This window comes from Marinoscillum furvescens DSM 4134 (genome assembly GCF_003386095.1).
Taxonomy (GTDB): Bacteria; Bacteroidota; Bacteroidia; order Cytophagales; family Cyclobacteriaceae; genus Marinoscillum; species Marinoscillum furvescens.
The window spans coordinates 402,194-427,741 of record NZ_QREG01000001.1 but is presented as its reverse complement, the minus strand read 5'-3'; the positions used below and the strand labels follow the sequence as shown (position 1 = coordinate 427,741).

Sequence of the window (25,548 nt, the reverse complement as noted above, 5' to 3'; positions counted from 1 at the left end):
TAGAATCTCGTTAGAATGTTATTTTAATTTAGCAAGGCGATCGTATAGTACGTGGATTTGCTGTACCCTCAGTTCGTTTTGCTCCTGAAGCTCTGAATCATACAAAAAGCCTTTATTCAGCTCTGTAAACCTCGCGTCCAAAGCTTTGGCCTCTGCCAAAATTCTATCCAGCTCGGAAAGGAGACCAGCAGCTTGATCAGGTGTATAGATCTCTGAATTGTATCGTGCCTCTACTTGTTTGAAGTCCAGATAATGCATGCGCAAATCCGCCATCAATTTGAAGTGATCGAACTCCTCTTCATTTTTATTTGGCTTGACCGAAACCAATGGATCTCTCACTGCAGCATATTTCTCTGCCATTTGTGAAACGCTCTCACTCCATTGGGGCTTACCATTGGCTATAAGTTCTGGGCGAACTGAAAGAAACTGCCATAACGTAGCAGCGTCCTGCTTCTTCAAACCAAACCTCTCTTTGGCATATTTCAAGACAAACGTTTCTGGATCGAAAACCTCGCTTTGGTCCAGCGTCTGATCATAACTAGCCATCAAAACACGAAAACCTGACATAGGGTAGGTATTTCGAATTTGAACCATGTCTATGACATCATAGCCTACATCCCAAGTGAAACCATACACACCAGTCGTAGACCAGGATGTCATGATCATGCCTTCATAGCCTGCTTCACGGGCATATGGAATGAACTCTTTTTGATTCTTGAAATGCGTGGGCCAATCAGTAACAAACCAGTTATCTGGATGACATCTGATCGAAGGCGCTCCCCAAAAAACAAAGCCCTTTTCCTGCAAGTCAGAAATATTTCCAAAGTGATTGATTCGCCAACCGTAGTTCCAATCAATGAAAATGGTCTCGGCAGGTAGCTCCTCCGCTGCTTCTGGATACTTCAAAATAATATCCGCCCACATGACAGGTTTTTTGCCAAGGTCAATTACGATCTCAGCGATCATCTTCATATGATCTACAAAAAGCTTTGACTTACCTACTTCCTCTACTCTGGCAGCACAAACCGGACAGTGTCCCAGTAGCTTAGTCTCATCTCCGCCGATATGAATAAAGTCTGAGTCGTGAGTGGAAACCAGGTCTGAAAAGAGGTCTGTGAAAAGAGCTTTACTTTCAGCGCTTTTCATCGGACAGATCTGAGAAATGTCTTTCCTATCCTCCTTCAGGTGGCTATACCGAGGATTTCTCAGAATATACTCCACATGACCAAGGCTCTGTTGCAAGGGAATCACATCAATGCCCAGGTTTTCACAATATGCCACGAAATCAAGTATTTCTTCGCGGGTGTAAGAATACTCATTGGAGATGGTCGCATGTTTTTCAAATGGATAGGTTCCTTCCCACTCCATCACCAAGGTATTCATTCCCATCTCAGACAATTGATCAGTAAAAGACTTAAGTGCCTCTGGCGTCATTACCTGAATTCGGAGATCAAGATGAAATCCCTTGACCGGAAAACCTGCCGACTCACTACCCTGCGCATAAACGCCAAAAGAGAGCATCACTGCCAGACAGCATACCAGCAACCCGAATTTTAAACCTGTTGATATTCCTGTTTTGATCGTCATATCTAGTTTCTAAATGTCCGTTACTTCTCCAAATGCTTCTTCATCAAAATAGAACTGACAATTAGGATGCCGGGTAAGGATGGAAGCCGGACAATCCGTTGAAATAGATCCTTTCAAAGTATCTCTTACAGCTTCGCTCTTGTTCTTTCCAAGTACGATACAAAACAGGTTTTCTGCATCCAAAAGTGTAGGTATCGTAAGCGTCAATGCGGTCTTTGGCACTTCATCTATACTACCAAAACATCCGTCGTGAACCTGCTGCATGCGACATGCTTCATCCAAAACCACTTCTTTCATGACCACCGGATCATCGAAATCCGCTACCGGAGGATCGTTGAAAGCAATGTGACCATTTTCACCTATTCCCAGGCAGACAATATCAATTGGATGTGCTGTAATAAGATTCGAATAGTGCGCTATCTCTTCAGATATCTCCTTATGGCTGTCTATCTTATGACTGGCTTTGAAATTCACTTTTGAGAAAAGTCTTTCCTCCAAATAACTGGAAAAAAGCTGTGGCGCCTGTGCTGGCAACCCCAGGTATTCATCCATATGAAAAGCTTCTATCTGAGACCAGTTGATGCTGGTAGATTTGGTCAAATACTCCAACATATAATTCTGCGAAGGTGCAGCCGCAAAAATCATCCGAATCGTCTTCTTATTCTTCTGCAGCTTGACTATGCACTTCTCGATAGCTTCTCCTATGGCGGTTCCTGCCGAAAGGGCAGAAGGAAAAACATGGATATCTCTATCTAATTCTGTCATTCTTTATGCTAATTATTTCAATTAAAAAGTGAGCTGAGTATCTGAAATAGGCCTGGAGTTAGGGGACTCCAGGCATTCCAATCTCTGGTTATTAAATCAGTATATCTCTACCCTGTCTATAATCATTTCTTGCTCCTGAAGATTAGATGGCATTCTTCCTCTGAAAAGCCATAGATTGATTTTCAATCGCTCTTCACTGTCTGGGGGAACACTGTTTCCTGTATAATTCCACGAACTGATTATAGCACTACTGTCTGCCGGCTCGAGCGTATGACCTCTGTAGCTGGCAAAATCTATTTTGTCAGGCTGCCAGTCAAAGTAATGAGTGGTCAGACTGTCAGTAATAGCAAGGTCGAACCTCGTTTTATTTCCAGACTCATGTGATGGCTGCACTGCAAACTGTGCATCCTGATTGTCGGGATCTGACCATCGGGAAAATTCGATATCGATCTCCTCATAGTCATTCATATAGGTAAACAAGCCTCCAACCACATTTTGATCTAGCTGATCTACTCGACTACCGACGTAAAACACATATTTGTTGTAACCAAGTGAACGACGCAGGGAGATTGCTGAACAGTACCAAATTCCACCTTGCTGTACAATTTTTAAATGCAACCTCCCCTTGTCGTCAACCCATACGTTTTCTTCCGAATCAGAAAAATAGTTTGGACCAGGGCCCACTGTTTCATTATTGGAATTTCTAACCACCCACTCATAACCAGAAAATTCGATGATTCTGGTTTGGGATTCCGGCTCAGGAGGCGTGTCATTGGCCGTGTGCCCTTCCGAACATCCACTAAATGTTAGCGTGATCAGTACGAGTAGTTTTATCCCAGAGGTTCTTAATGTTTTTTTCATCTTTGATTTATCTACTGTATGCTAATGGCTACTTCGAATGAATCAATACTGCCACCAGTACGGTCTTTTGCTGTCAAAACCACTTTATCAGACGGACCTGTACCATCATTGATGTAGAGCAGACTCATCACGTCGATATCATTTTGCGTGAAACGATCTCCCACGCTCAGAATGCTCGCTCCTTTTACAAGCCAGCCCGCTGTAGGGATTTCCTCCACCGTGTAGATAAGATCAATAGCCGCCGCTCCTGTTGCTTCCAGCATCTCAGTATTCCAGGCGTACGAACCCTCAGCCTCTACGGTGAATCCGGTGTTGGTTGCCAGTTCTAGTGAATTGACACCTGTAGCAATGGTAGCGATAAGCATAGGCATAGCAAGTGTGCCGTTTTCTTTCGAACCAAACTCATCAGTCTCATTGCTTTCCTCATCCGCATCAAGCATTAGAGAAATCCTTTTCTTACCATCCAAAGACTGATAATAATCGGTGAGATTAAAAGCGAAGTATTCCCCTGCAGCCAGCTTCACAGAAGTGATAGAGCTAATCGCTTCACCAGTAGGGAAAGGCGCATTGTTCCAATTGAGCCCCATCTCTGTCCAGTTGGTATCTGTCTCATATACATACAGGCCTACACCTTTTCCATGCGTGAATGAAATAGAAAGTTGTAACTCTAGGTCGGTTATAACACCCTCTTTATTCAGATCACGAAGATCAAACATTAGAAATGGTCTTCTCTGATAAAGCCCGCCATCTCCGGAAGCATTTTTCATTAAGATTTTAGCATTCGTTCCGAAATTGGTGCCTGATTGTGAACCACCGTTTACGTAAGTATCATAAAGTACAAAAGCTGTGTCCCGCTCTATCGTAGGGTCTGGCACTGACAGATCTCCAATAGGAGCAGAGAAGTACACGACCGAATTTACGATATGTATAATGCCATTGGTAGATTCAAGGTTAGAAGTGCTGATATCCCATTGCTTGCTGGTGCCTTCATTTACGTAACCGACAAAGTTGCTATTGTGCGATAGGTACATAGTCTGACCATTGCCAGTCTCATAAGCAATAGGCTTATTGCTGGAAAACAGTTCTGGATCCGTAAAAATCACCTCGGCATTCACTATGTGGTACATGAGTGCATTGCGAAGGATTGGCACGGGCACCTCGTCCAGACTGGTGTAAGAGTTGCTCTCCAGATATTCCTCAAATGCAGTATTTGTAGGAATAATGAACGTTTTGGCCGTTTCTCCAGAGTAGTAAGACTGTAGCTCTGTAATGTTGATAGCCTCTTCCAAAAGTGTGAAGTACTCGCTACTCTGAATGTACTCCCACGCCGAAACTCCGAGCTCACCCGTTGAGTTGCTCTTTTTATATTCGAAATCGTCCTGGGTTTCGCAGCTGGACAATGTTAGTAGCACTAGCAACATTGACTGCAACCATCCGAAAGGTATATTTAGTTTATTTCTTTTCATTTTAGATATTTCGTTTGGATCTAACAAATAATGGAATCCTATCTGTAGAAGTCATTCTGCAATAGATTAGGGTTTCTATTGATCGCATCCTGATGTATTGGCCAAACCAGGTTGAGCTCATCACTTAGACCATTTAATGGCCCCATCACTTCTACCGCCTTGTTGTTTCTTACAAGGTCAAACCATCTGTGTCCTTCGTATGAAAGCTCGATAGATCGTTCGTGAAGTATAGCAGATTCGATATCTCCGTAGAGGGTCTCTGCATCGCTTTGTGTCAACTCATCCAGACCAGCACGAGTTCTGATGGTATTGAGCAGACTCAATGCCTCGTCCACATTACTGGCATCCGTTTCTATCAGATTTGCATGTGCTTCAGCTTTTAGCAACATGATATCTGCCAGTCTCAATAGCACGATATTGTTTTGAGAAGGATCGGCACTTTCGTCGCTAAAACCTTTACCGAAAAACTTCCAGATTTGTCTTGGCTGTTCTAGTGTCACATCGTAAATGAGTGTCTGACGCTCGTCTCCCTCCTCAAATGAGTCCATAAAGTCTTCGCTTGGGAAGTAGTCACTATCCGAGCCCAAAGCATAAAGCACTCTCAGGAAGTTTGTCTGAGTCTCATTGTAACCTATTTCGAAAATGGTTTCGCGACTCAAACCTGTAGTGAAAATACTGGACCATTCACTGATCGTTACTAGCGAGTAAAGTGAGTTATTCAATACTCGATCGGCCGTTTCGATAGCCAGCGCATATTCGTGTCTCCACATGTACACATGGGTAAGCAAAGCGTCTGCTCCACCCTGAGTAAACAAGATGCGATCACGCTCTCCTCCAAAGGTTGCACGACAGTTTTCAGAAGCAAACAATAAATCTTCCACTACCTGATCGAGCACAAGCTCACGATCTGTCTTCTCGATGAAGATATCCTGATCTATACTTTCGTACGGCTCTGTAACCAAAGGCACATCTCCCCATACTCTCACCGCATAGAAGTAACACAACGCACGGAGTGCTCTGGCCTGCCCAAGCAACTGCTGTCCATTTTCACTTTCACCATTGAATACTTGCGGCACGTACTTGATCGCATAGTTTGCTCTACTGATGGTCTCATATAGCGTATTCCAGCTTGCAGAATTCAAGGTGGTGTTCAAGTTGTTTTGCATCAAGGCCAGCGGGTCTCCAGAGTGACTGGTATTAACCGCATCGCCTCTGCCCTCTCCCCAAAAAGCGAAGTTTCTGGAAAGCGTAGACTGTAGCCCATCGTATATTCCATATACTCCGGCCTGAGCATCGCTTGCCGTTTGATAAAAACCCTGCGCAGAGAAACTACTCACAGGTTCTTCGTCCAAAATCTCACAGGACACCATGGTCAACGTGAGGACTCCAAGATAGATTTGTATTAATTTCTTCATGATTCTCACTGTTTAAAATCCGAATTTTAACCCTACAATCACCGTACGACTCTGTGGATAAGAGCCTTCGTCTATACCCATTCTCAAACCACTGTGCGAGTTTACATCTGGATCATAACCTGTATATTTCGTCCATGTCACCAAGTTAGTAGCATTGACATATGCGGTCATTGTGCTTAGCCCAACACGGTTAATCAAAACTGAAGGCACGCTGTAGCTAAGGTTCACATTTTTAAGTTTGATGTAAGAGCCGTCTTCTATCCAGCGGCTTTGCACCCTGCTATCTGACTGTAATGGATCGTCAAAAACCGGTCTCGGGAAATCTGTAACGTCTCCCTGCTCACGCCATCTGTTGAGCGCAGCTGTAGAGAGGTTGTTGTAGCGAACCACCGAGTTTCTCTGGTGATTGATCTCGCTGTAGATTTCATTGCCATAGGTGAACTGGAAGAATACACTTAAAGTGAAATTCTTATATGAGAAGTCATTGGTTATACCTCCGAAAAAGTCTGCCTGAGCATTGCCAATAACCTGTCTGTCATCTTCATCAATGATATGATCTCCGTTCAGGTCGTCCCAGATTGGGTCACCGCCCTGATAGACCGGACCTAAAGCACCGTTAGTTACACCATTTACATTGTCTTCATCCCTTGAGTAAACCCCTTCGAATTTCCATCCATAAAATGTTCCAATAGGCATGCCTTCCTGTAGAATGTGGAAAGATCCATTTTGGATATAACCATTAGTCAACAATTCGTCTGGCAGATCTTTCACCTTGTTTTTGTTGGTACTAATGTTGAAACTAGTGTTCCACTTAAACTCATTCACAAGGTTCTTGGTGCTCACGAAAAACTCAACCCCTTTATTCTCAATACTTCCGATGTTTTGGGTGATGTATGAAAATCCAGTTGTGCGAGGGATCGGCACATTGTAAAGCAGGTCGTCAGTTACTTTCAAGTACACGTCTGCATTTAAAATGACTCTGTTTCTAAGTAGAGACAGATCCAATCCTGCATCGTACTGTGTGGTAGTTTCCCATGTAAGGCCAGAGTTTGGCATCACAGATGGAGCAGCCCCTGAGTAGTCCAGATAGTTTGTGCCTACTACAAATTCTCCCTGAGAAGTGTAGTTTCCGATGGCTTCATTTCCGGTCTGTCCTGCGCTGAATCTCAGCTTGGCATCATCCAAAAATGACAGCCCACTGAAGACTGCTTCTTCCGAAAATCTCCACCCAACGGAAGCAGAAGGGAAGTATCCGAATCGCTGATCTTTACCAAATCTGGACGATCCATCAGCTCTCATATTTGCTTCAAAAAGGTATTTCCCTTTATAATCGTAAGAAACCCGTCCGAAATAAGACAGCATAGAATGTGCAGAGGCAACATTGACTTCCTGATTGGAAATGGTACCAGCTCCATTGAGCGTTCGTATCTTATCACTAGAGAAATACATACCATCTAGTCCGGTTCTTCTGTAGCTCCATTTCTGGAAACTCATACCAGCGATAGCCCCAAGATTGTGACTTCCACCAAACGTTTTCTGAAAACTGAAATAGTTCTCATTACCCCATGTTATATTGTTAGTTGCTCTTACCGATCCGGTGTTGTATCCTTCTCTATAATCCAGTGTTGACGGAACGAACTCATCTTCGTCCATCGTGATCACATCCAGGTTTAGATTACTTCTAAATTTCAAATCTTCGACAATATCAAACTCGAGGTATTGATTGCCAATGATACGATTGCTGGTATTGAGGTGTGTAGCCAGTTCTGCCAGACCGACAGGGTTTCGTTTCCCAAACTGATACCCATTGAGTGAGCCATCCGGCAAATACATAGAATATGTCGGAGGACGAATCAAAAGCTCCCGTACCACACTCAGGTTTCCTGACCCTGCAGCATTGATTCTGTTGTTGATCCCATGAGTAAAAGAGATGCTTTGGCCCGCTCTTACATGCTCGGACATATTAAAATCAACATTCAAACGAGAAGTGATTCTTTTATAGTTGGAGTTGAGAATGATACCATCCTGATCCAGGTAAGAAGAACTCCATGCATACTTCATGTTTTTTGAACCACCACGAACAGAAACATCTATTTGGTGCTGTCTAGCCTTATGGTATACTTCGTTTTGCCAGTCTACATCTCCATTATTTCTCGGGCTTAGGGAATCGATCAGCGCCCAGGTAGGCTCTACAGGGTTGGCCATGTTTGCATATGCATCCAAAATCACTTGTCGGTATTGGCTGGCATTGAGAACATCGAGTGTTCTGGTTACCTCGCTTACTCCTGTGCTGAATTCAACGTTGAGCTGAGCTTTTCCTTCCTGCCCTCTCTTTGTAGTGATCATAACCACACCATTGGCTGCTCGCGATCCATAAATTGCAGTGGATGCAGCATCCTTAAGTACTTCTATTGAAGCAATATCTTTTGGGTTTATATCTGCCAGAGGATTCAGCCCAAAGTTTTCTGTACCATTGAGTGACGACATTGTACTCGACTCTATCGGCACACCATCCACTACATATAAAGGACCATTTCCTGCATTGAGTGAAGAACTACCTCTCACCTGAATAGACATACCACCACCGGGAGCACCAGAATTGGAAACAACCTGAACACCAGCTGCTCTACCCTGCAGCACCGAGATAGGATCCTGAATGTTCGTCTGAGCGATGGCTTCACCACCCACAGAGACTACCGACCCGGTAAGGTTTTTCTTTTTCTGCTCACCATAACCCACTACCACAAGCTCATTCAGCTCATTTACAGCAGACTTCATAGAAACATCCAATTCTGTCTGATTACCTACTAACACATCCTGAGGCGCATAGCCTATATAAGAAAATGTTAGTGTGTCAGAAGGACCATCTACCTCTATACTGTAGCGCCCATCGATATCCGAGGTAACCCCTCGGAACGTACCTTTTAAAATGACCGTAACCCCAACCAAGGGCTCACCACTATCACCGTCAGTGATCGTTCCTGAAACAGAAAGGCTCTGTGCATTTCCGTGCAGGGTTAGCAACCCCAGAATCATCAAAAGCAGCAAAGTCGGAAACTTCCCGAGCTTGCCACTCCTGAGGGTGCCTTCTTGTTTTTTTCTCTCCATAAATTTTACAAGTTGATGTACAATGACAGCATGGTGGAATGTCTGTAATCCAAATATAAAATTTAGGGAACATTAACGCAAACGTTTGTGTAAAAAGATGCGCAGCAAAAACATTAAACATCCTTATGTTAGACTATATATATGGCTAAAGGAGCTATTTATTGCAATAAAACTCGCTCAAATAAAATTTTATTGCATTATATTTACACAAACGTTTGTTTATCAATGAGCTCAAGAATCACCCTTAAAGACTTAGCAAAAAAATTAAACTTATCGCCTTCCACGATTTCTCGAGCGCTGGCAGACCACCACTCTATAGGTGAAGAGACCAAAAAAAGAGTCCGTGAAAAAGCGGAAGAAGTGGGATTCACCCCTAATTCGATCGCAGCAAGTTTTCGGAAGAAAAAAACAAAATCTATTGGCATAATAGTCCCAAGGATCGACGTTCACTTCCACTCAAGGGTAATTAGTGGTATTGAAGAGTTTGCTTATAAGACTGGTTATAATGTCACCATTTTTCAATCTAAAGATTCTTTCGTCAGAGAAAAGGAGATAACCAAAATCCTACAAAACAGAATGGTGGAAGGCATCATTGTATGTCTCTCTATAGAAACACAGGATTACGAACATTTCAAAAGGTTTAAAAAGCTGGGCATGCCACTCGTTTTTTATGATCGCGTACCGTCTTCACTAGATGCCAATAAAATTATTGTGAATGACTTTGAGTCGGCCTTCACAGCTACAGAGCACTTGATCAAGAACAACTGCAAACGAATAGCTCACATCGCCGGAAGTCAAAACACGGATATTTTCAAAGAACGTCTAAAAGGATATACTGCGGCTTTAAAAAAGCATCATCTGAAAATTGACCCAGACCTGATCTTGCCCACTAACAACCTGAGCTATGAAGAAGGTGTGATTTGTGCAAATAAATATCTGGAAATGGAGAGCCGCCCAGATGGTGTGTTCTGCGCCAATGACTACACGGCAGTGAGTGTGATCCAGGTGTTTAGAAAAGCGGGCATCAATATACCAAAGGATGTGGCTATTGTCGGGTTTAGTAACTATCCTATCTCAGGGATCATAGAACCCAACCTCACCACTGTCAATGACCGTGCATTTCAGATGGGTGAAGCCGCAGCTAGGTTGCTGACGCGCCAGATTGAAGACGAGGAAAACTACATAGGGTCAGAAATAATAACACTCAATACGGAGCTGATCGTACGCGAATCATCCATTCGCAAAGCCAGCAATAAATAACGACTCCTACGTGAGTCGGGAAGCTTAAAAAAACTAAGAATATGCAGGTAATAGACTGGATCATACTGATCCTTTATTTTGCAATTATTTTCGGGATCGGTCTTTTCGCGTACTGGAAAGTAAAAGATTCGGCAGATTTCTTCACCGCCGGCGGCAAATTGCCATGGTGGCTTTCGGGTATATCGCATCACGTTTCAGGATACAGTGGAGCAGTATTCGTGGCTTATGCAGGCATTGCTTACACACACGGATTTTCGCTCTATGTTTGGTGGGCTTGTGGAGTTGGGCTGGCAACATTACTTGCCGCCATTTGGGTCGCTCCACGATGGGCAAACCTGCGGATAGAAGCCAATATACAGTCGCCGACAGAATATCTACTGCAACGCTATAATTTACCAGTGCAACAAATCATCGCCTGGAGTGGATCTCTTACCAAAGTATTTGATGTGGGAGCCAAACTAGCGGCTATTGCAGTGTTACTCAATACTTTCACCGGGAGCTCTCTCACCTTTGGGATTTTATTAACCGGAGGGGTCTCTCTACTGTACATTATAATCGGCGGGCTCTGGGCAGACGTATGGAACGATTTTGCACAGTTTGTCATACAGCTTCTCGCCGGGTTGACTATGTTCATTATGATACTGATCAAGCTGGATGATGGCATTGGTGGTGTGTTTTCTGTATGGGACAGGCTTCCAGAATCTAACTCACAGCTTTTTAGTGATCCGTACACGCCAGCTTTTGCACTCAGCATGCTGCTGATCAATTTCTTCAGCTATAGTGGAGGCACCTGGAATCTGTCCACGAGGTTCATCTCTTCCACTAACAAAAAAGAAGCTCGGAAAGCCGGAATTCTATCTTCTGCACTTTACTTCTTCTGGCCACTGATCCTGCTATTCCCGATGTTTGCCGCTCCGGTATTTTTCACAGATCTTGAAGACCCTACAGTATCTTATGGTAAAATGGCTATGGAATTTTTACCTGCCGGACTTATCGGACTTGTCTTGGCATCAATGTTTGCCAATACCCTTTCCATGACATCATCCGACTCCAACACCGTGTCAGCAGTGATAACCAGAGATATTCTTCCTGTGATTTTTCCTTCCGTCAGAAAATTTGACTCGAAAAAATCTCTAATTCTAGCACGCGTAACCACCTTCACTTTCACCGCCCTCACCATACTTGTAGCCCTCAATGCCAGCCATTTCGGAGGAGTGTTTGGGTTGATCATTTCTTGGTTTGCCGCATTGCTGGGGCCAATTGCCATTCCTATGATATTGGGACTACTACCACCATTTCGCAAAAGTGGAAGCAATGCAGCGCTCATTTCCATTGCAGGAGGACTTGCTGCCTTTATTGCTACCAAGCTTTTCACCGTCACCAACCTGGCGCTACAGGTTGCGACTCCAATGCTCGCATCACTCGTTCTCTATACTGTGATTGGATTTATTAGCGGAAAGGACAACTCTCTCACAACAAAAGAATCAACAACTCCAAGTTAACAACACAATGCCAGCAGCTCCAGAGTACATCACCGGCAAGGATCTTGAAACAGGAAACCCTATAAAAATTGAAATTGTAAAAGGTGTCATCCAAAGTGTAAACCCGCTTACTCAAGCTCAAGATGATTTACCTTTTATCGCACCGGGACTTGTAGATCTTCAGGTCAATGGATACGGTGGCGTAGATTTCAACACCTTTCCTATCACGACTTTAGATTTCGAAAAAACCGTGAGACTTTTAGCTGCAGAGGGGGTAACCTCTTTTTTTCCTACAGTAATCACCAATTCTCCACAAGCCACCGGAGACCTCCTTTCAAACATTTCTCAAGCATGTCAGTCAAACTCTTTGATCGATCAGGCTGTCGGGGGCATTCACCTGGAGGGGCCATTTATCTCTAAAGACGATGGAGCCAGAGGAGCTCATGACCTGGCTCATGTGTGTGCGCCAGATTGGGAGCTTTTTCTTAAATGGCAGGAAAAAGCTGAAGGTAAAATCAAAATCATCACCCTATCACCGGAGTGGGACAGTGCACCGGCTTTTATCACGAAATGCGTTGAAAATGATGTGATAGTGTCTATTGGACATACATCAGCCACACCAGCCCAAATAGACACTGCCGTAAAGGCAGGAGCTCGCATGTCTACTCATCTTGGTAATGCTGCCCATCTGATGCTACCCAGACACCCCAATTACATTTGGGAGCAGCTAGCTCAGGATCAGCTGTGGGCTTCTGCGATTGCTGACGGCTTTCATCTACCAGACTCATTCCTAAAAGTGCTTTTCAGAGCGAAACCGGACAACTCCGTACTAGTGAGCGACTGCACCCAATTTGCGGGATTGATGGCTGGGAAGCACAAAACGCACATTGGAGGTGAGGTGGTCTTAACCCGAGAAGGCCGCCTGCACCTTGCCAGTCAACCAGAATTGCTGGCCGGTTCGGCTCAGTCATTACTATGGTGTGTCAATCATGTCATTAGCAAAAAACTATTGCCTCCGGCTGACACATGGAAGAAAGCATCTACAATGCCTCTTAGTCTACTTTCGGGAAAACCGGAAACATCATTCCATATCGGACAACCTGCCAATCTTGTGCAATTCGTACAGGAAGTAAACCTAATCACCGTCCGCAAGACGTACATAGCTGGCCAATCCATCTCCTACAAAGAACCACTAAGATAATCGTTCACTGCCGCGCTTTTGGGCTCAAATGCTAAGCGAGCTAAAATGTGGCGTACTTGCCCATTTCATCAGACTTCACGGATTTTACCTCTAAATAGGTATTTACAATCCCTCCGTTTGCTTTCATCTTTGATAAGCTGATAAATACTCGTATTTTCAGTGTAGTTAAATCTATACCTAACCTTAAATTATTGAATGATGAAAAATTTTGTATTACTAGTCTGCATCGTGTCTAGTTTGATGGGGTGTGAAATGAGTGAAAGCTCAAAGCTGAAGCGACTGCAAGCTAAAATTGACTCACTTGAAAGCATGACATTGATTCCAAAGCCAACAAAGAAAATGCAAGAGTCTTTTGCTCTGGCGGAGAAAGCTCTTGACGATAGGCGTGTGAATATCAACTTAGGTTCTAGGATAGAACTTGATGAGGTTAAAAATGATACTGCAGCTTTTTTAGATTTCCGCAGAAGAATTAAATCGTGTCTAAACAGTGAAGGTGTTATTCTATCGAGTTCGTACTCTTTTGGGTTAGCAGAAATTCAGGAGCTTCTCAAGGATATAAATAAAATGAATCAGAGTTTAGGACGAATGAGTGATCCTATAACAGGAATTCGAATTCATATGGGGATGGATTCAATTGAAATAAGTGGTACAGATTTCCCATATGTGGATGTTTTTTTGACACCAGTGACTAAGTCGGGGTTGTCTGTGTTTAGAGATGATATGATTCAATATTTTGATTTACCATCCTCGAGTACTACTACAGCTTCAGCCTCGAGTTCAGGCTCTTTGAATTCATCGAATCCCTGTCCTAACCTTTGTCCATAATGTTGTATCTGCTGATTTATGGATCAAATTTATCTCCATTACCAGCAATATTGATTGGGATTAAACGATTTGTGAGAAGTGAATTGCCCACTGTTTCGAAAATTATTTGGCTATTAGTTATAGTATCATTTGTTTCTGATATTTCGTCATTAGTGATGGCAATTCATTTCGGTCATAACTATTTAATTATAAATGCTTATTCAATTGTTGAGTTGATATTTGTAGGAGTGATTATTAGCGAAATTGTGGCCAATCGGTTTTACATTGTCTTATACAGCATTTTGGCCATATTATTTATTTTTATTAATGCTGTGAGCGGTTTTAACGACTATCATGGTTCATTCCTTGCGGTAACAGCGTTAATTTCAATACTCATATGTTTTTTAACTCTTAAGTTCTATTATCAGAATGAGACAGACATTTTTATTGAGAGTTTTAGTGGTTTTTGGTATGTAATCGGTCTGCTGACATATTTTTCAGGAGCCTTATTTACATTTATTCTAAGCGAGGATATACTCTCTCAGGAAGAAATCGTTATTGAGTATTCCTGGGCCTTTCACAATATCGCCAATATCCTCAAAAACATCTTATTTGCAATCGGACTATGGAAAGCCAGAGCAGTAGCTTAAATGCCGAGTTGGTACTTATACTCGGTACCAGTGGGATGCTGCTGCTCACAGCAGCCATTGCCATTTTTATATACCTCTACCAGCGGAAGCTGATCAAGCGTAAGTTGGAGTATCAGAAAATCGAAGACCTACTCAAAAAGCAGGAACTCAAGTCGGCCTATGCCATGCTGGCAGGACAAGAAAAAGCGCATAAGCGCATAGCAGAAGAGCTGCACGATAACCTGGGTAGCATATTGGTTACGCTGAATATGTTCGCTGATACGCTCCAGAAAAAGACCAATCCCGATGACCTAAAAAAGCTGGCTCAAAAGATCAGCGAAGTGGCACAGGTGGCCAATGAAGCAACCCGAAAGATTTCCCATAGCCTGGATTCGGGCGTATTGAAACATTTTGGACTGGCTACGGCCGTGCAAGAGCTGGTAGATGCTGTAGGAGAGTCGCATACTCTGTCGGTTTCTAGTCATATTCAGATTGAAGACAAGCTGGACAGTGAGGTGAGTCTCAACATTTACCGCATCCTGCAAGAGCTTATCAATAATACCTTGAAGCATGCGCAGGCTTCCAAAATCAATATTGATCTAAACCAGATTAAGGACAATTTGAGTCTTATATTTGAAGACAATGGCATAGGATTTCAGCAAAATGGGCAAACGCCTAAAGGCATGGGGCTGAGAAACCTTGAGTCGAGAGTAGAGCGTCTGGGCGGGACCATCACGCTGGACAGCCAAAAAAATAAGGGAACCACCACGATCATAGAAATACCACTGGCATGAGAAATATCAAGATACTACTAGCAGATGATCACGCTATCGTGATGGAAGGACTCAAAGAGGTGTTGGGCGCCGATGAAGAGATCACGGTGGTAGGCACAGTGATGAACGGAGAAGAAGTGCTCCGGTTTGTGAGAGGAAATCACGTGGATATCGTAGTGCTGGACATCAACATGCCGGTGATGGATGGGATTACTTGTGCAAGACATCTCAAAAAAGAACATCCGGACGTGAAGATCATTGTGCTCACCATGTATGCGCAGCGATCGTTCGTAGATGAAATCCTCAAGATAGGCATCGATGGGTGCCTGCTCAAAAACAATACGGGAAAAGAGCTGATTGATGCAGTGCTCCGAGTGATGGGCGGAGGGCAGTATTATGATCGTATTGCTGCATTTAATTCAGATGAAGAAGAAGTGGCTCAGTATAAGCTCAGTGAGCGAGAGCTAGAGGTCATACGTTTGATGGCTGAGGGACTTACCAGTTCGGAGATTGCGGGCAAATTGTTTTTGTCTGACCACACCATTAAGACCCATCGTAAAAATATCCTGAAAAAGCTCAATGTTCACAATAGCTCGCAAGCCGTGCAATACTGCCTGAAAAACGATCTTTTGTAGGAATTGAGCTAACTTGTCAACTGTATTTTGGAGGGATTTGTTGGCGCAGGATGTTGTCCGTTTAAAAATTAATGGACTCCATTTATTCTTGTGAAAAATTTCCCTATATTTGCACTCCTTTTTGAGAAAACACTCCAGACCGAGTAAAGACATGAGCGAATTAATAAAATTTGTAGAGGCGGAAAGTAAAGCAGTAAAAGAGAAGTTGCCTGCTTTTGGTGCCGGAGATACTATCAACGTACACTACAAGATTAAAGAAGGTAATAAAGAAAGAGTTCAGCAGTTCCAGGGTACTGTACTTCAGGTAAGAAACCAGGGATCTAATGGTGAAACTTTCACAGTAAGAAAAATATCAAGTGGTATTGCAGTGGAAAGAATCTTTCCTATCCTTTCGCCTAATATCGAAAAGATCGATTTGGTAAGAAGAGGTCGCGTAAGAAGAGCGAGACTATTCTACCTGAGAGGACGAAAAGGAAAAGCTGCTCGTATCAAAGAAAAACTCTAAGAGAGGTTTACAAAAGATATGCTCTAAGCCAACTTCAGCAACGAAGTTGGCTTTTTCTGTTTTTGTCAGGTGACATTTGGGCTGCTCACTGTCTATTTGGCAGAAATATCACTTAATTTGCTGCTCTTTTTAGCTGAGTACGGTTTTTGACCAACCAATCAACCATGCAAATCTCATTTCATAAATATCAGGGTACAGGCAATGACTTTGTGATGATCGATGATCGACAGAGAACATTTCCTGAGGACAATAGCGAAGTAATCGGCTTTTTGTGCGATCGTAAGATGGGAGTTGGTGCCGATGGTGTCATCCTGATTCAGGAGCATCCGGAGCACGATTTTCGTATGATTTATTACAACCCCGATGGTAGTAAAAGTCTTTGTGGAAACGGCAGCCGATGTGCGATAGCTTTTGCCAAAGCGCTGGGCATGATAGGGGATAAAACGGTTTTTGAAACTACTGATGGTGTGCACGATGCCTTCATCCAGGGAGAAATTGTTCATTTCCACCTTCATGATGTAAATACTGTGGAGCACCAGGGAAATGATTTTTTTATAGATACAGGCTCACCTCACCATGTACAATTGGTAGAAGATGTGGCTGCAGTAGAGATTGTAAGTGAAGGTTCAGCTATTCGCTATGACGAAAAATACAGCCCGGGAGGCACTAATGTGAATTTCTTGCAGCAGCAGGAAAGCCAGATCAGTGTCCGCACCTATGAGCGTGGTGTAGAGGGCGAAACACTATCCTGCGGAACGGGAGTAACGGCTTGTGCACTAGCTGCTAGTTTTCTAAACTATGAAAGTCCTGTAAGCGTTGAAACCAAAGGTGGGCAGCTGTCGGTTTCTTTTGAGAAAAAAGGCGAGCAGCACTTCGAAAATATCTACCTCGCAGGCCCAGCCAAAAAAGTCTTTGAAGGCATCGTGGAAGTGCCTGTTCAAAACGAAATTCCATCTTAACTTTAGACCCAATTTAGATAAAAGATACATGTTAGATATAGTCTCCAAGGGAATCGCAAAAATCTTCGGAACCAAAGCCGAGAAAGATATCAAGTTGATAACGCCAATCGTGGCTCAAATCAATGCGGAATTTGCTAAGCTTAGCTCCCTCACCGATGACGAGCTGCGTGGCAAAACTGCAAAGCTCAAGGGAATCATTGCCGATAAACTCAAGCACATCGATGATGAGCTGCAAGCACTGCACGATCGTGTAGAGCAGGAAGAAGGACTGGATATCCATGAAAAGGAAGCTATTTTCGAAAAGATTGATGCGCTGGAGGAAAAGCGTGATGAAGAGCTGGAAGGTGTACTTAATGAAATACAGCCTGTAGCTTATGCCGTAGTGAAAGAAACTGCCCGCCGCCTGGCTGAAAACAAGCAACTAGTGGTGACCGCCACTATGATGGATAAGGAGCTGGCGCTACGCAAAGAAAACGTTCAGATCAGTGGGGAAACGGCCACCTGGCTCAACAAGTGGAAAGCAGCCGGAAACGATGTGGAGTGGAACATGGTACACTATGATGTACAGCTCATCGGTGGTGTGGTACTGCACCAGGGCAAAGTTGCTGAGATGGCTACAGGTGAAGGTAAAACCCTCGTCGCTACGCTGCCTGCCTACCTCAATGCACTTGCAGGGAGAGGCGTGCATGTGGTGACGGTCAACGACTACCTCGCCAAGCGAGATTCTGAGTGGAATGCTCCACTATTTGAGTTTCATGGCCTGCGCGTAGACTGTATTGATAGGCATCAGCCAAACTCCGTGGATAGAAAGCAGGCATACGAAGCGGACATCATCTACGGAACCAACAACGAATTTGGGTTTGACTATCTGCGTGACAACATGACCCGAAACCCGGAAGAACTCGTTCAGCGCAAGCACCATTTTGCGATGGTCGATGAGGTGGATTCGGTCTTGATCGATGAGGCACGTACTCCTCTGATCATTTCAGGTCCTATCCCTAAAGGCGATGAGCATGAGTTTTACGATCTTAAGCCCAGGATTTCACGCCTGGTAGAAGCTCAAAAGAAAATCGTTTCGGATTACCTCATCCAGGCCAAAAAACATATCAAAGAGGGCAACGAAGCTGAAGCAGGATTGCCTCTTTTTAGAGCTTACAGAGGTTTGCCCAAGTATAAGCCTTTGATTAAGTTTTTGAGTGAAACGGGTATTAGAGCTGTACTCCAAAAAACAGAAAACTTCTATCTGCAGGACAATCAAAAAATGATGCCTGAAGCAGATGAGCCACTCTATTTCACTATTGATGAAAAACACAATAGCATCGATCTCACTGAAAAAGGCATTGACCTGATCACGGGTGCGGGTGAAGATCCAAATTTCTTCATCTTGCCAGATATAGGTGATGAAGTAGCAAAGCTGGAAAACAACAATGACATAGAGGAAAGCGATAAGCTCAAGCGCAAAGAAGAAGTAATAGCTGACTACAGCGTAAAAGCACAGCGTATCCACAGTGTCAATCAGCTTTTGAGAGCTTACTGCCTTTACGAAAAGGATACGGAGTACATCGTAGTAGACGATAAGGTGAAAATCGTAGATGAGCAGACCGGTCGTGTGATGGATGGCCGCCGATACTCTGATGGATTGCACCAGGCCATAGAGGCAAAAGAAAATGTGAAGGTGGAAGATGCCACGCAAACGTACGCCACCATTACGCTCCAAAACTACTTCCGTATGTACCACAAACTTGCTGGTATGACGGGTACGGCAGAGACCGAAGCAGGTGAGCTTTGGGATATCTATAAACTTGATGTGGTAGTCATCCCTACCAACAGGCCAATTGCTCGTGACGACCGTCATGATAAGGTTTATAAAACCATTCGGGAAAAATTCAATGCCGTAGTAGACGAAATTGTGGAGCTGCGCGAGGCTGGCAGACCGATACTCGTGGGTACCACATCCGTGGAAATCTCAGAGGTGCTCAGCCGAATGCTGAAAATCAGAAACATCAATCATCAGGTGCTCAATGCCAAGCAGCATGCCAAAGAGGCTGACGTAGTGGCAGAGGCTGGTAAGCCAGGCACCGTGACCATAGCTACCAACATGGCAGGTCGTGGTACAGATATTAAACTGACACCCGAAGCAAAAGCTGCAGGTGGATTGGCGATTATCGGTACAGAGCGCCACGAATCCCGACGTGTAGATCGTCAGCTACGAGGACGAGCAGGTCGTCAGGGAGATGTTGGGTCGTCTCAGTTTTATGTGTCGCTGGAAGATAACCTTATGCGACTCTTCATGTCAGACAAGGTGGCGAAAATCATGGACCGCCTGGGACTACAGGAGGGCGAGGTGATCCAGCACAGCATGATTACCAAATCCATCGAGCGAGCGCAGAAGAAGGTGGAGGAAAACAACTTTGCTATCCGTAAGCGATTGCTGGAGTATGATGATGTGATGAACGCCCAGCGTGAGGTGATCTACAAGCGAAGAAAAAATGCTCTTTTTGGAGAGCGTCTGGAGCTGGACATCAACAACATGTTATTTGATACCTGTGAGGATATAGCGCTAAATGCTAAAGGAGACAATAACATGGACGCGCTCAAACTCAATACCATTAGTGTGTTGGGCATAGACTTTCAGATTACCGACGAGGAGCTGGCCAAGGCTACCGAAGGTGAGCTGGCACAAAAGCTCTACGACGAAGCACAAAAGCACTACCAGGAAAAAAATGCCAGTATAGCCGAGAGAGCACTGCCATTGCTCAAGCAAATTCAGAAAGACAAAGGAGCTACCATAAAAGACGTGTTGGTGCCATTTACAGATGGTAAAAAACAAATAAATGTAGCTGCTCCGCTCGATAAGTCGGTAGAAACCGAAGGTCGTGAGATGATTCGTTCCATGGAAAAAATGATTACACTGGCGATCATAGATCAGACCTGGAAAGAGCACCTGCGTGAAATGGACGACTTGAAGCAATCCGTACAAAATGCTGTCTACGAGCAAAAGGATCCGTTGATCATTTACAAGTTTGAGGGATTTGAATTGTTTAAAGCTTTTCTGGGTAAAGTGAATGAAGAGTGTACCTCATTTTTGATGAAGGCACATATCCCGGTGAAAGACCCTAGTGAAGTTCAGGAAGCTCGTGCACAGCGATCTGAGCGCAACTACAGCGAAAGCAAAGAGGATAGCGGCTCTGTGCTAAACAGAGGGCAGCAACAAACCAACCGTCCTCCTGCAGAAAAAGTACAGCCTGCCAAAACCGTAAAGATTGCCAGTAGAAACCAGCGAGTTTCAGTGCAGTATTCTGATGGGTCGGTTAAAAAGGATGTGAAATACAAGACCGTAGAAGAGGATTTAAAAAACAACAAATGCGTACTGCTCGACTCTTAATCTGTGTATGTGTAGTGCTGGCGGTAGGGTGTAAGTCCTCCAAAAAAGTGACCAGCTCTACTACCAGGTCCTATAGTGAGGACCTGAGTGTGCTGAGGCCGGAATTGACCGTGGAGGAAGAAGCTGCTGAACCTTTAGAGGCTAATGAGCTGCCTAAAGTACCGGCCGGACATCTGCGTGCTGAACTCGATAGTGTCAGTCAGATTATTGCTGAGCAAAACCGCAGGCAGCGTTACGTGGATGGTCATACCATACAGATTTATACCGGTAGTGACCGGGAGCAGGCTCAAATGGCTTTGGATACCGTACAGGTTTATTTTCCAGAACTAGATGCATCCATGCAGTACCACCAGCCAAATTATAAAGTAAAGGTAGGGCAGTATGTGAGTAGGCTTAGAGCTCATGAGGTTTTTGAGGCCATCAAAGTTTACTTTCCACTTGCTCTGATGTTACCAGAAAGGATAAGAATAGATTATGACTGATACCATAGATAAAATCAAACAACTGTCTGAAAGCTACTTTGAAGATGTATTGTCCATTAGAAGGCATCTTCATAGCCACCCGGAGTTGTCTTTCCAGGAGCACAAGACAGCTGATTTTATCGAGCAGCAATTGCGTGACATGGGGATTACTGATTTCGAGCGCAAAGCAGAAACAGGTATCACCTTTTTGCTGAAAGGCAAGGAAGACAATGGTAAAGTGGTAGCCATGCGTGCCGACATAGATGCGCTGCCTATCACGGAAGCCAATGAGGTGCCTTATAAGTCTAAAAATGAAGGGGTCATGCATGCTTGTGGACACGATGTTCACACTTCTAGTTTACTAGGAGCCGTACGCATACTCAAGGAACTAAAAGACCATTACTCGGGTACCGTCAAGGTAGTGTTTCAGCCCGGAGAAGAAAAGCTTCCTGGAGGAGCCTCGCTCATGATTAAGGAAGGAGTGCTCGAAAATCCAAAGCCTCATCGTATGCTAGGGCAGCATGTAATGCCGCTCATTCCTGCAGGCAAAGTTGGGTTTCGCAAAGGCATGTACATGGCCAGTGCAGATGAGATATACTTTACCGTGAAGGGCAAAGGGGGGCATGCAGCCATGCCCGAAAATGCCATTGATCCTGTACTGATCACCAGTCATATCATTGTGGCCTTGCAGCAGATCGTTAGTAGGAATTGTAGTCCGAAAATCCCCTCGGTGCTTTCTTTTGGTAAAGTAGAAGCAAATGGAGCTACCAATGTGATCCCCAATGAAGTGAAAGTGCAGGGAACATTTCGCACGTATGATGAGGAGTGGAGAGCAGATGCACACCAGCGCATGACCAAAATGGCAGAAGGTATCGCTGAGTCCATGGGAGCTACCTGTGAGTTTCAGGTAATGAAAGGCTACCCACACCTCAAGAACCATCCAGAATATACAGCAGCCAACATCCAGGCAGCCAAAGCCTACCTTGGTGATGAAAACGTACAAGAGATCGATATGTGGCTTGCTGGTGAAGACTTTGCTTACTATTCTCAAGAAGTAGACGCTTGCTTTTACCGATTAGGTACCCGAAACGAAGAAAAAGGGATCGTATCGGGGGTGCACACACCGACGTTTGATATAGACGAGTCTGCACTGAAGATCGGTATGGGGCTCTTTGCGTGGCTTACTATGGCTGAGCTGAACAATGGGTAGCTCTTTACAGAGCTACTTCTACCTGCACGCGCATCATGAAAAAATCACGGTCTAGCTTACGTGTGGTATAGGAAAAATCACTTTGAATTTTCAGTGAATGGCCAGACACATACTTTGATATACCTATCAGGTATTCAGATGCCTGATTGATGGAGCTGACGTTGGCGGGTGAAATTTCGGTGAATCTTCCCGATAGTTCCCAGTCAGATGGAAGCAGGTAGCCAGCTGCCAGCGCAATTCCTTGTCCATAGCCAAATTCGGGGTTTTTGGAGTCAAACGTACTTCTGTGGGCATATTCTCCACTTGCCGAAAATCCCCGATACTTGAGCAAAGCGTCTATAAATAGGGTGTTGAGGTTTGAGGCCACATATTCTTCTCCTTCTCGCACAAAACTTCCCAGGTTGCCACGAGACCTTACGGTATTGTGGTTGTAGTCCGCAGTAATTCCTAGAGACAACTTTACGTTATCTTCTCGCTCCAGATCGGCACCGAAGTAGTCGCCATCATTTGCAAAACTGCCAAATGGCAACCATTCGAAACGAGCTGTATACTGACGGCCATTGTATGGATTGTTCACTATGATGTTTCTACCTTCTCCAGTAGAAATAGCTAATTTTTCTTCTATCACAGCACATCTCCCTATTTTGTGCTTGCCGTGAAGCTGGATACCTATGTCACGGTCCAGTGTGTATCGGCTATTTACCCGGCTCCGATCTACAAATTGCAATTCCTGAGAAGAAAAAACACGCTCCCGGTTTCCAGGAAGTTTGGTTTGTCCCACCCAGAGTTGCCAGTTTTCGGCAAACTGCCATTTGACCACTGCATCCAATACGATGTTGGCTGTAGGTCCACTTTCGGGGATGTTTCCAGAGCCTACATCGCGGTTAGAAAGTCCCAGCTCTAGTTTATACTTGATGTTAGGTCTAAAGGCGTGACCGCCAAACTTTAATCGAGACCTTCGGATCATTAGGGATTCGGTCCAGTCTCCAGTTTCAAAATACCGGCCCTGGTAAAGAGTTTGAAATCTGAAATTACACTTTACAGCAAACGAATTGTCCTCAGCCACAAATTTCAATCCTTCTCCGAAGGAATAGTTCATGACTTGCTGGCCAGATGAGATAGAAGCAATGAAAAGAAAACAGGTGGTAAAAAAAGCGCAGGAAAAATGCCGCATGACAGGTTGTTGAGAGTTTTTAGTTAGAGCCTCAATGTTAGTAAAAGGATACGGAAACTTAGGAAGAAGATGTCTGTTTCTTAACATTGGGGTAATATGAGCGCTGTAGCTTTGCAGACACTTTAACCACGAAAAGGCGGATTATGGAATTTGGATTAATGGACTTCCTGAACCTGTTAGGTTCATTAGCTTTCTTCATCTATGGAATGAAGATTATGAGTGAGGCCATTCAGCGGGTAGCAGGGTCACAAATGAGGCAGATACTAAGCTCAATGACTTCCAATAGGTTTAAGGGCGTTTTGACTGGTTTTTTGATCACCAGTCTGGTTCAGTCTTCCTCAGCTACCACAGTGTTGGTGGTGAGTTTTGTAAATGCAGGGCTGCTCTCTCTGGTGGAGTCTATAGGCGTGATTATGGGAGCCAATATTGGTACCACAATTACCGCATGGCTGATTTCCATAATTGGCTTTAAAGTAAAGATTTCTTCATATGCTTTGGTCATCATTGCCCTGGCATTCCCATTACTATTCTTTAGCAGGGACAAGGTTAAGACATGGGGAGAGGTGTTTATTGGATTTGCGCTCTTGTTTATGGGGCTGGCTTATTTGAAGGACGCAGTGCCAGATCTAAAATCCAATCCAGAGATTTTATCCTTTTTGAGTGCGTACTCTGATTTGGGATTTGTGTCGGTTATCCTTTTTGTGGCCATTGGTACACTTCTTACGGTCATTGTGCAATCATCGAGTGCCGCCATGGCACTTACACTCGTTATGGCCAACAATGGCTGGATTCCTTTGGAGCTTGCAGCAGCTATGGTTTTGGGTGAAAACATTGGAACTACAATTACAGCAAACCTGGCAGCCCTGGTCGGGAATGTTCACGCGAAGCGCGCTGCATTTGCTCATTTGATTTTTAATGTATTCGGAGTGATATGGATATTGATTTTCATGTCGCCTGTGCTGAGTGCTATCTCGTCGTACCTCGTCTATTCTACAGGGCTTTCCCCTGAGACCAATGCGCAATCTATTCCTATAGCGCTATCTATTTTCCACACTACGTTCAATATACTCAATACCCTCTTTCTAGTAGGGTTGGTAAGGCAAATTGCCAAAATAGTGGAGCGTGTGGTCGGATCCAAAGGTGGTGATGCCGATGAGTTTAGATTGGAATACATAGGTACTGGATTGCTGAATACTGCTGAGTTGTCGTTGGAAGAAGCGCAGAAAGAAACTGCTGCTTTTGGGCAAACCGTAGCCAAAATGTCTGGTTTTCTCAAGCAACTCCTCAACGAACCTAAGTCTAAAAAGCAGAAGAAGCTAATCAAGAAAATGCGTAAGTACGAGGAAATCACCGACCGATTGGAAGAAGAAATAGCGGGCTACCTGGCAAAAGTTTCAGATGGTTCTCTGAGCTCGCATGCATCTGCTCGGGTGGTGAGTTTGATGAGTATTATCAATGATTTGGAGAGAATTGGTGACGTCTTTTTCCAAATGTCAAAAGACTTTGAAATGAAAAAGAAGGATAAGATAAGCTTCACTAAGCGCCAGACTTCCAACCTGTTTAAGATGGTAGAGCTGCTAGATGAAGCTATAAAAGTGATGGTAGATAACCTGGATAGCCGTTACGATCAGGTAACTCTGGATGGCGCGCTAGCTAAAGAGCAAGCCATTGATAAACTTAGAGATAAACTAAGAGAAGATCATATCCTCCAGATGCAGGCAAAAGATTATGATATAGAGGTAGGGGCGCTATATAAAGATCTGTTTCAGTCTATGGAAAAAGTGGGTGACCATGTAATCAACGTTACGGAAGGGATTACTGGAGAGACCGAAAGACACCTTAAGAAAGAAAGCGAACTGGTATGATCTT

The 25,548-nt window shown here is 44.1% G+C and carries 20 protein-coding genes; 13 read left to right on the top strand and 7 right to left on the bottom strand.

From position 1 onward, the window contains the following. Positions 1-18: 18 nt before the first annotated feature. The 6 genes from C7460_RS01950 to C7460_RS01925 form a co-directional block, all read right to left on the bottom strand. Positions 19-1,587, bottom strand: a complete 1,569-nt coding sequence (locus C7460_RS01950) for a family 20 glycosylhydrolase (RefSeq protein WP_245986142.1) — start codon at positions 1,585-1,587, stop codon at positions 19-21. A 9-nt stretch (positions 1,588-1,596) separates the two neighbouring features. Then, positions 1,597-2,352, bottom strand: a complete 756-nt coding sequence (locus C7460_RS01945; RefSeq protein WP_115866369.1) for a glucosamine-6-phosphate deaminase — start codon at positions 2,350-2,352, stop codon at positions 1,597-1,599. Between the two features lie 96 nt (positions 2,353-2,448). Further along, on the bottom strand, positions 2,449-3,213 hold the full coding sequence (locus C7460_RS01940) for a glycoside hydrolase family 16 protein (RefSeq protein ID WP_115866368.1): 765 nt from the start codon (positions 3,211-3,213) through the stop codon (positions 2,449-2,451). 11 nt (positions 3,214-3,224) lie between these two features. Continuing rightward, on the bottom strand, positions 3,225-4,679 hold the full coding sequence (locus tag C7460_RS01935) for a CBM96 family carbohydrate-binding protein (protein ID WP_245986141.1): 1,455 nt from the start codon (positions 4,677-4,679) through the stop codon (positions 3,225-3,227). 38 nt (positions 4,680-4,717) lie between these two features. Beyond that, positions 4,718-6,094, bottom strand: a complete 1,377-nt coding sequence (locus C7460_RS01930) for a RagB/SusD family nutrient uptake outer membrane protein (protein ID WP_115866367.1) — start codon at positions 6,092-6,094, stop codon at positions 4,718-4,720. Between the two features lie 12 nt (positions 6,095-6,106). Continuing rightward, complete coding sequence (locus C7460_RS01925) at positions 6,107-9,202, bottom strand: SusC/RagA family TonB-linked outer membrane protein (RefSeq protein WP_115866366.1); 3,096 nt, start codon at positions 9,200-9,202, stop codon at positions 6,107-6,109. A 225-nt stretch (positions 9,203-9,427) separates the two neighbouring features. On the opposite strand from C7460_RS01925, the gene C7460_RS01920 reads away from it, so the two are divergent. The 12 genes from C7460_RS01920 (at position 9,428) to C7460_RS01865 (ending at position 22,505) form a co-directional block, all read left to right on the top strand. Next, positions 9,428-10,462 (top strand): LacI family DNA-binding transcriptional regulator, encoded by a 1,035-nt coding sequence (locus C7460_RS01920; RefSeq protein ID WP_185148284.1) that lies wholly within the window; start codon positions 9,428-9,430, stop codon positions 10,460-10,462. Positions 10,463-10,503: 41 nt separating this feature from the next. Beyond that, positions 10,504-11,964 carry a sodium:solute symporter family protein gene (locus tag C7460_RS01915; protein ID WP_115866364.1) on the top strand — a complete coding sequence of 487 codons (1,461 nt, stop codon included), beginning with the start codon at positions 10,504-10,506 and terminating at the stop codon, positions 11,962-11,964. A 7-nt stretch (positions 11,965-11,971) separates the two neighbouring features. Beyond that, the gene (locus C7460_RS01910) at positions 11,972-13,144 is read left to right on the top strand and encodes an N-acetylglucosamine-6-phosphate deacetylase (RefSeq protein ID WP_115866363.1); all 1,173 of its coding nucleotides are present in this window, start codon (positions 11,972-11,974) and stop codon (positions 13,142-13,144) included. Between the two features lie 195 nt (positions 13,145-13,339). Then, positions 13,340-13,969, top strand: coding sequence for a hypothetical protein (locus C7460_RS01905; RefSeq protein WP_147302821.1), 630 nt, complete (start codon positions 13,340-13,342; stop codon positions 13,967-13,969). Then, a complete protein-coding gene (locus C7460_RS01900) occupies positions 13,969-14,598 on the top strand; it encodes a hypothetical protein (protein ID WP_115866361.1) in 630 nt (209 codons plus the stop codon). The genes C7460_RS01905 and C7460_RS01900 overlap by 1 nt, the downstream gene beginning before the upstream one ends. Beyond that, positions 14,574-15,371, top strand: coding sequence for a sensor histidine kinase (locus C7460_RS01895; RefSeq protein ID WP_115866360.1), 798 nt, complete (start codon positions 14,574-14,576; stop codon positions 15,369-15,371). Before C7460_RS01900 ends, C7460_RS01895 begins: the two co-directional genes overlap by 25 nt. Beyond that, positions 15,368-15,985: a response regulator transcription factor gene (locus C7460_RS01890; protein ID WP_115866359.1), complete on the top strand. Its 618-nt coding sequence runs from the start codon at positions 15,368-15,370 to the stop codon at positions 15,983-15,985. The genes C7460_RS01895 and C7460_RS01890 overlap by 4 nt, the downstream gene beginning before the upstream one ends. A gap of 151 nt (positions 15,986-16,136) precedes the next feature. Continuing rightward, positions 16,137-16,490, top strand: a complete 354-nt coding sequence (gene rplS / locus C7460_RS01885; protein ID WP_115866358.1) for a 50S ribosomal protein L19 — start codon at positions 16,137-16,139, stop codon at positions 16,488-16,490. A gap of 164 nt (positions 16,491-16,654) precedes the next feature. After that, the gene (gene dapF, locus C7460_RS01880) at positions 16,655-17,449 is read left to right on the top strand and encodes a diaminopimelate epimerase (protein ID WP_115866357.1); all 795 of its coding nucleotides are present in this window, start codon (positions 16,655-16,657) and stop codon (positions 17,447-17,449) included. Between the two features lie 28 nt (positions 17,450-17,477). Continuing rightward, positions 17,478-20,834, top strand: coding sequence for a preprotein translocase subunit SecA (gene secA, locus C7460_RS01875; protein WP_115866356.1), 3,357 nt, complete (start codon positions 17,478-17,480; stop codon positions 20,832-20,834). Then, positions 20,813-21,316, top strand: a complete 504-nt coding sequence (locus tag C7460_RS01870; RefSeq protein WP_115866355.1) for a hypothetical protein — start codon at positions 20,813-20,815, stop codon at positions 21,314-21,316. The genes secA and C7460_RS01870 overlap by 22 nt, the downstream gene beginning before the upstream one ends. Then, positions 21,309-22,505 carry a M20 metallopeptidase family protein gene (locus C7460_RS01865; protein ID WP_115866354.1) on the top strand — a complete coding sequence of 399 codons (1,197 nt, stop codon included), beginning with the start codon at positions 21,309-21,311 and terminating at the stop codon, positions 22,503-22,505. The genes C7460_RS01870 and C7460_RS01865 overlap by 8 nt, the downstream gene beginning before the upstream one ends. 4 nt (positions 22,506-22,509) lie before the next feature. Here the strand turns inward: C7460_RS01865 and C7460_RS01860 are convergent, their stop codons facing one another. Then, the gene (locus tag C7460_RS01860) at positions 22,510-23,604 is read right to left on the bottom strand and encodes a porin (RefSeq protein WP_245986139.1); all 1,095 of its coding nucleotides are present in this window, start codon (positions 23,602-23,604) and stop codon (positions 22,510-22,512) included. 218 nt (positions 23,605-23,822) lie between these two features. Here C7460_RS01860 and C7460_RS01855 point away from each other — a divergent pair, with 218 nt between their 5' ends. Continuing rightward, a complete protein-coding gene (locus C7460_RS01855) occupies positions 23,823-25,544 on the top strand; it encodes a Na/Pi cotransporter family protein (protein WP_115866352.1) in 1,722 nt (573 codons plus the stop codon). The last annotated feature ends 4 nt before the right edge of the window (positions 25,545-25,548 follow it).

Coding starts and splice junctions, on each gene's coding strand:
- secA (WP_115866356.1), top strand. CDS start 17,478: ATGTTAGATATAGTCTCCAAGGGAATCGCAAAAATCTTCGGAACCAAA.
- C7460_RS01870 (WP_115866355.1), top strand. CDS start 20,813: ATGCGTACTGCTCGACTCTTAATCTGTGTATGTGTAGTGCTGGCGGTA.
- C7460_RS01860 (WP_245986139.1), bottom strand. CDS start 23,604: ATGAACTATTCCTTCGGAGAAGGATTGAAATTTGTGGCTGAGGACAAT.
- rplS (WP_115866358.1), top strand. CDS start 16,137: ATGAGCGAATTAATAAAATTTGTAGAGGCGGAAAGTAAAGCAGTAAAA.
- C7460_RS01855 (WP_115866352.1), top strand. CDS start 23,823: ATGGAATTTGGATTAATGGACTTCCTGAACCTGTTAGGTTCATTAGCT.
- C7460_RS01905 (WP_147302821.1), top strand. CDS start 13,340: ATGATGAAAAATTTTGTATTACTAGTCTGCATCGTGTCTAGTTTGATG.
- C7460_RS01915 (WP_115866364.1), top strand. CDS start 10,504: ATGCAGGTAATAGACTGGATCATACTGATCCTTTATTTTGCAATTATT.
- C7460_RS01910 (WP_115866363.1), top strand. CDS start 11,972: ATGCCAGCAGCTCCAGAGTACATCACCGGCAAGGATCTTGAAACAGGA.
- C7460_RS01935 (WP_245986141.1), bottom strand. CDS start 4,679: ATGAAAAGAAATAAACTAAATATACCTTTCGGATGGTTGCAGTCAATG.
- C7460_RS01895 (WP_115866360.1), top strand. CDS start 14,574: ATGGAAAGCCAGAGCAGTAGCTTAAATGCCGAGTTGGTACTTATACTC.
- C7460_RS01950 (WP_245986142.1), bottom strand. CDS start 1,587: ATGACGATCAAAACAGGAATATCAACAGGTTTAAAATTCGGGTTGCTG.
- C7460_RS01865 (WP_115866354.1), top strand. CDS start 21,309: ATGACTGATACCATAGATAAAATCAAACAACTGTCTGAAAGCTACTTT.
- C7460_RS01925 (WP_115866366.1), bottom strand. CDS start 9,202: ATGGAGAGAAAAAAACAAGAAGGCACCCTCAGGAGTGGCAAGCTCGGG.
- C7460_RS01930 (WP_115866367.1), bottom strand. CDS start 6,094: ATGAAGAAATTAATACAAATCTATCTTGGAGTCCTCACGTTGACCATG.
- C7460_RS01920 (WP_185148284.1), top strand. CDS start 9,428: ATGAGCTCAAGAATCACCCTTAAAGACTTAGCAAAAAAATTAAACTTA.
- C7460_RS01900 (WP_115866361.1), top strand. CDS start 13,969: ATGTTGTATCTGCTGATTTATGGATCAAATTTATCTCCATTACCAGCA.
- dapF (WP_115866357.1), top strand. CDS start 16,655: ATGCAAATCTCATTTCATAAATATCAGGGTACAGGCAATGACTTTGTG.
- C7460_RS01945 (WP_115866369.1), bottom strand. CDS start 2,352: ATGACAGAATTAGATAGAGATATCCATGTTTTTCCTTCTGCCCTTTCG.
- C7460_RS01940 (WP_115866368.1), bottom strand. CDS start 3,213: ATGAAAAAAACATTAAGAACCTCTGGGATAAAACTACTCGTACTGATC.
- C7460_RS01890 (WP_115866359.1), top strand. CDS start 15,368: ATGAGAAATATCAAGATACTACTAGCAGATGATCACGCTATCGTGATG.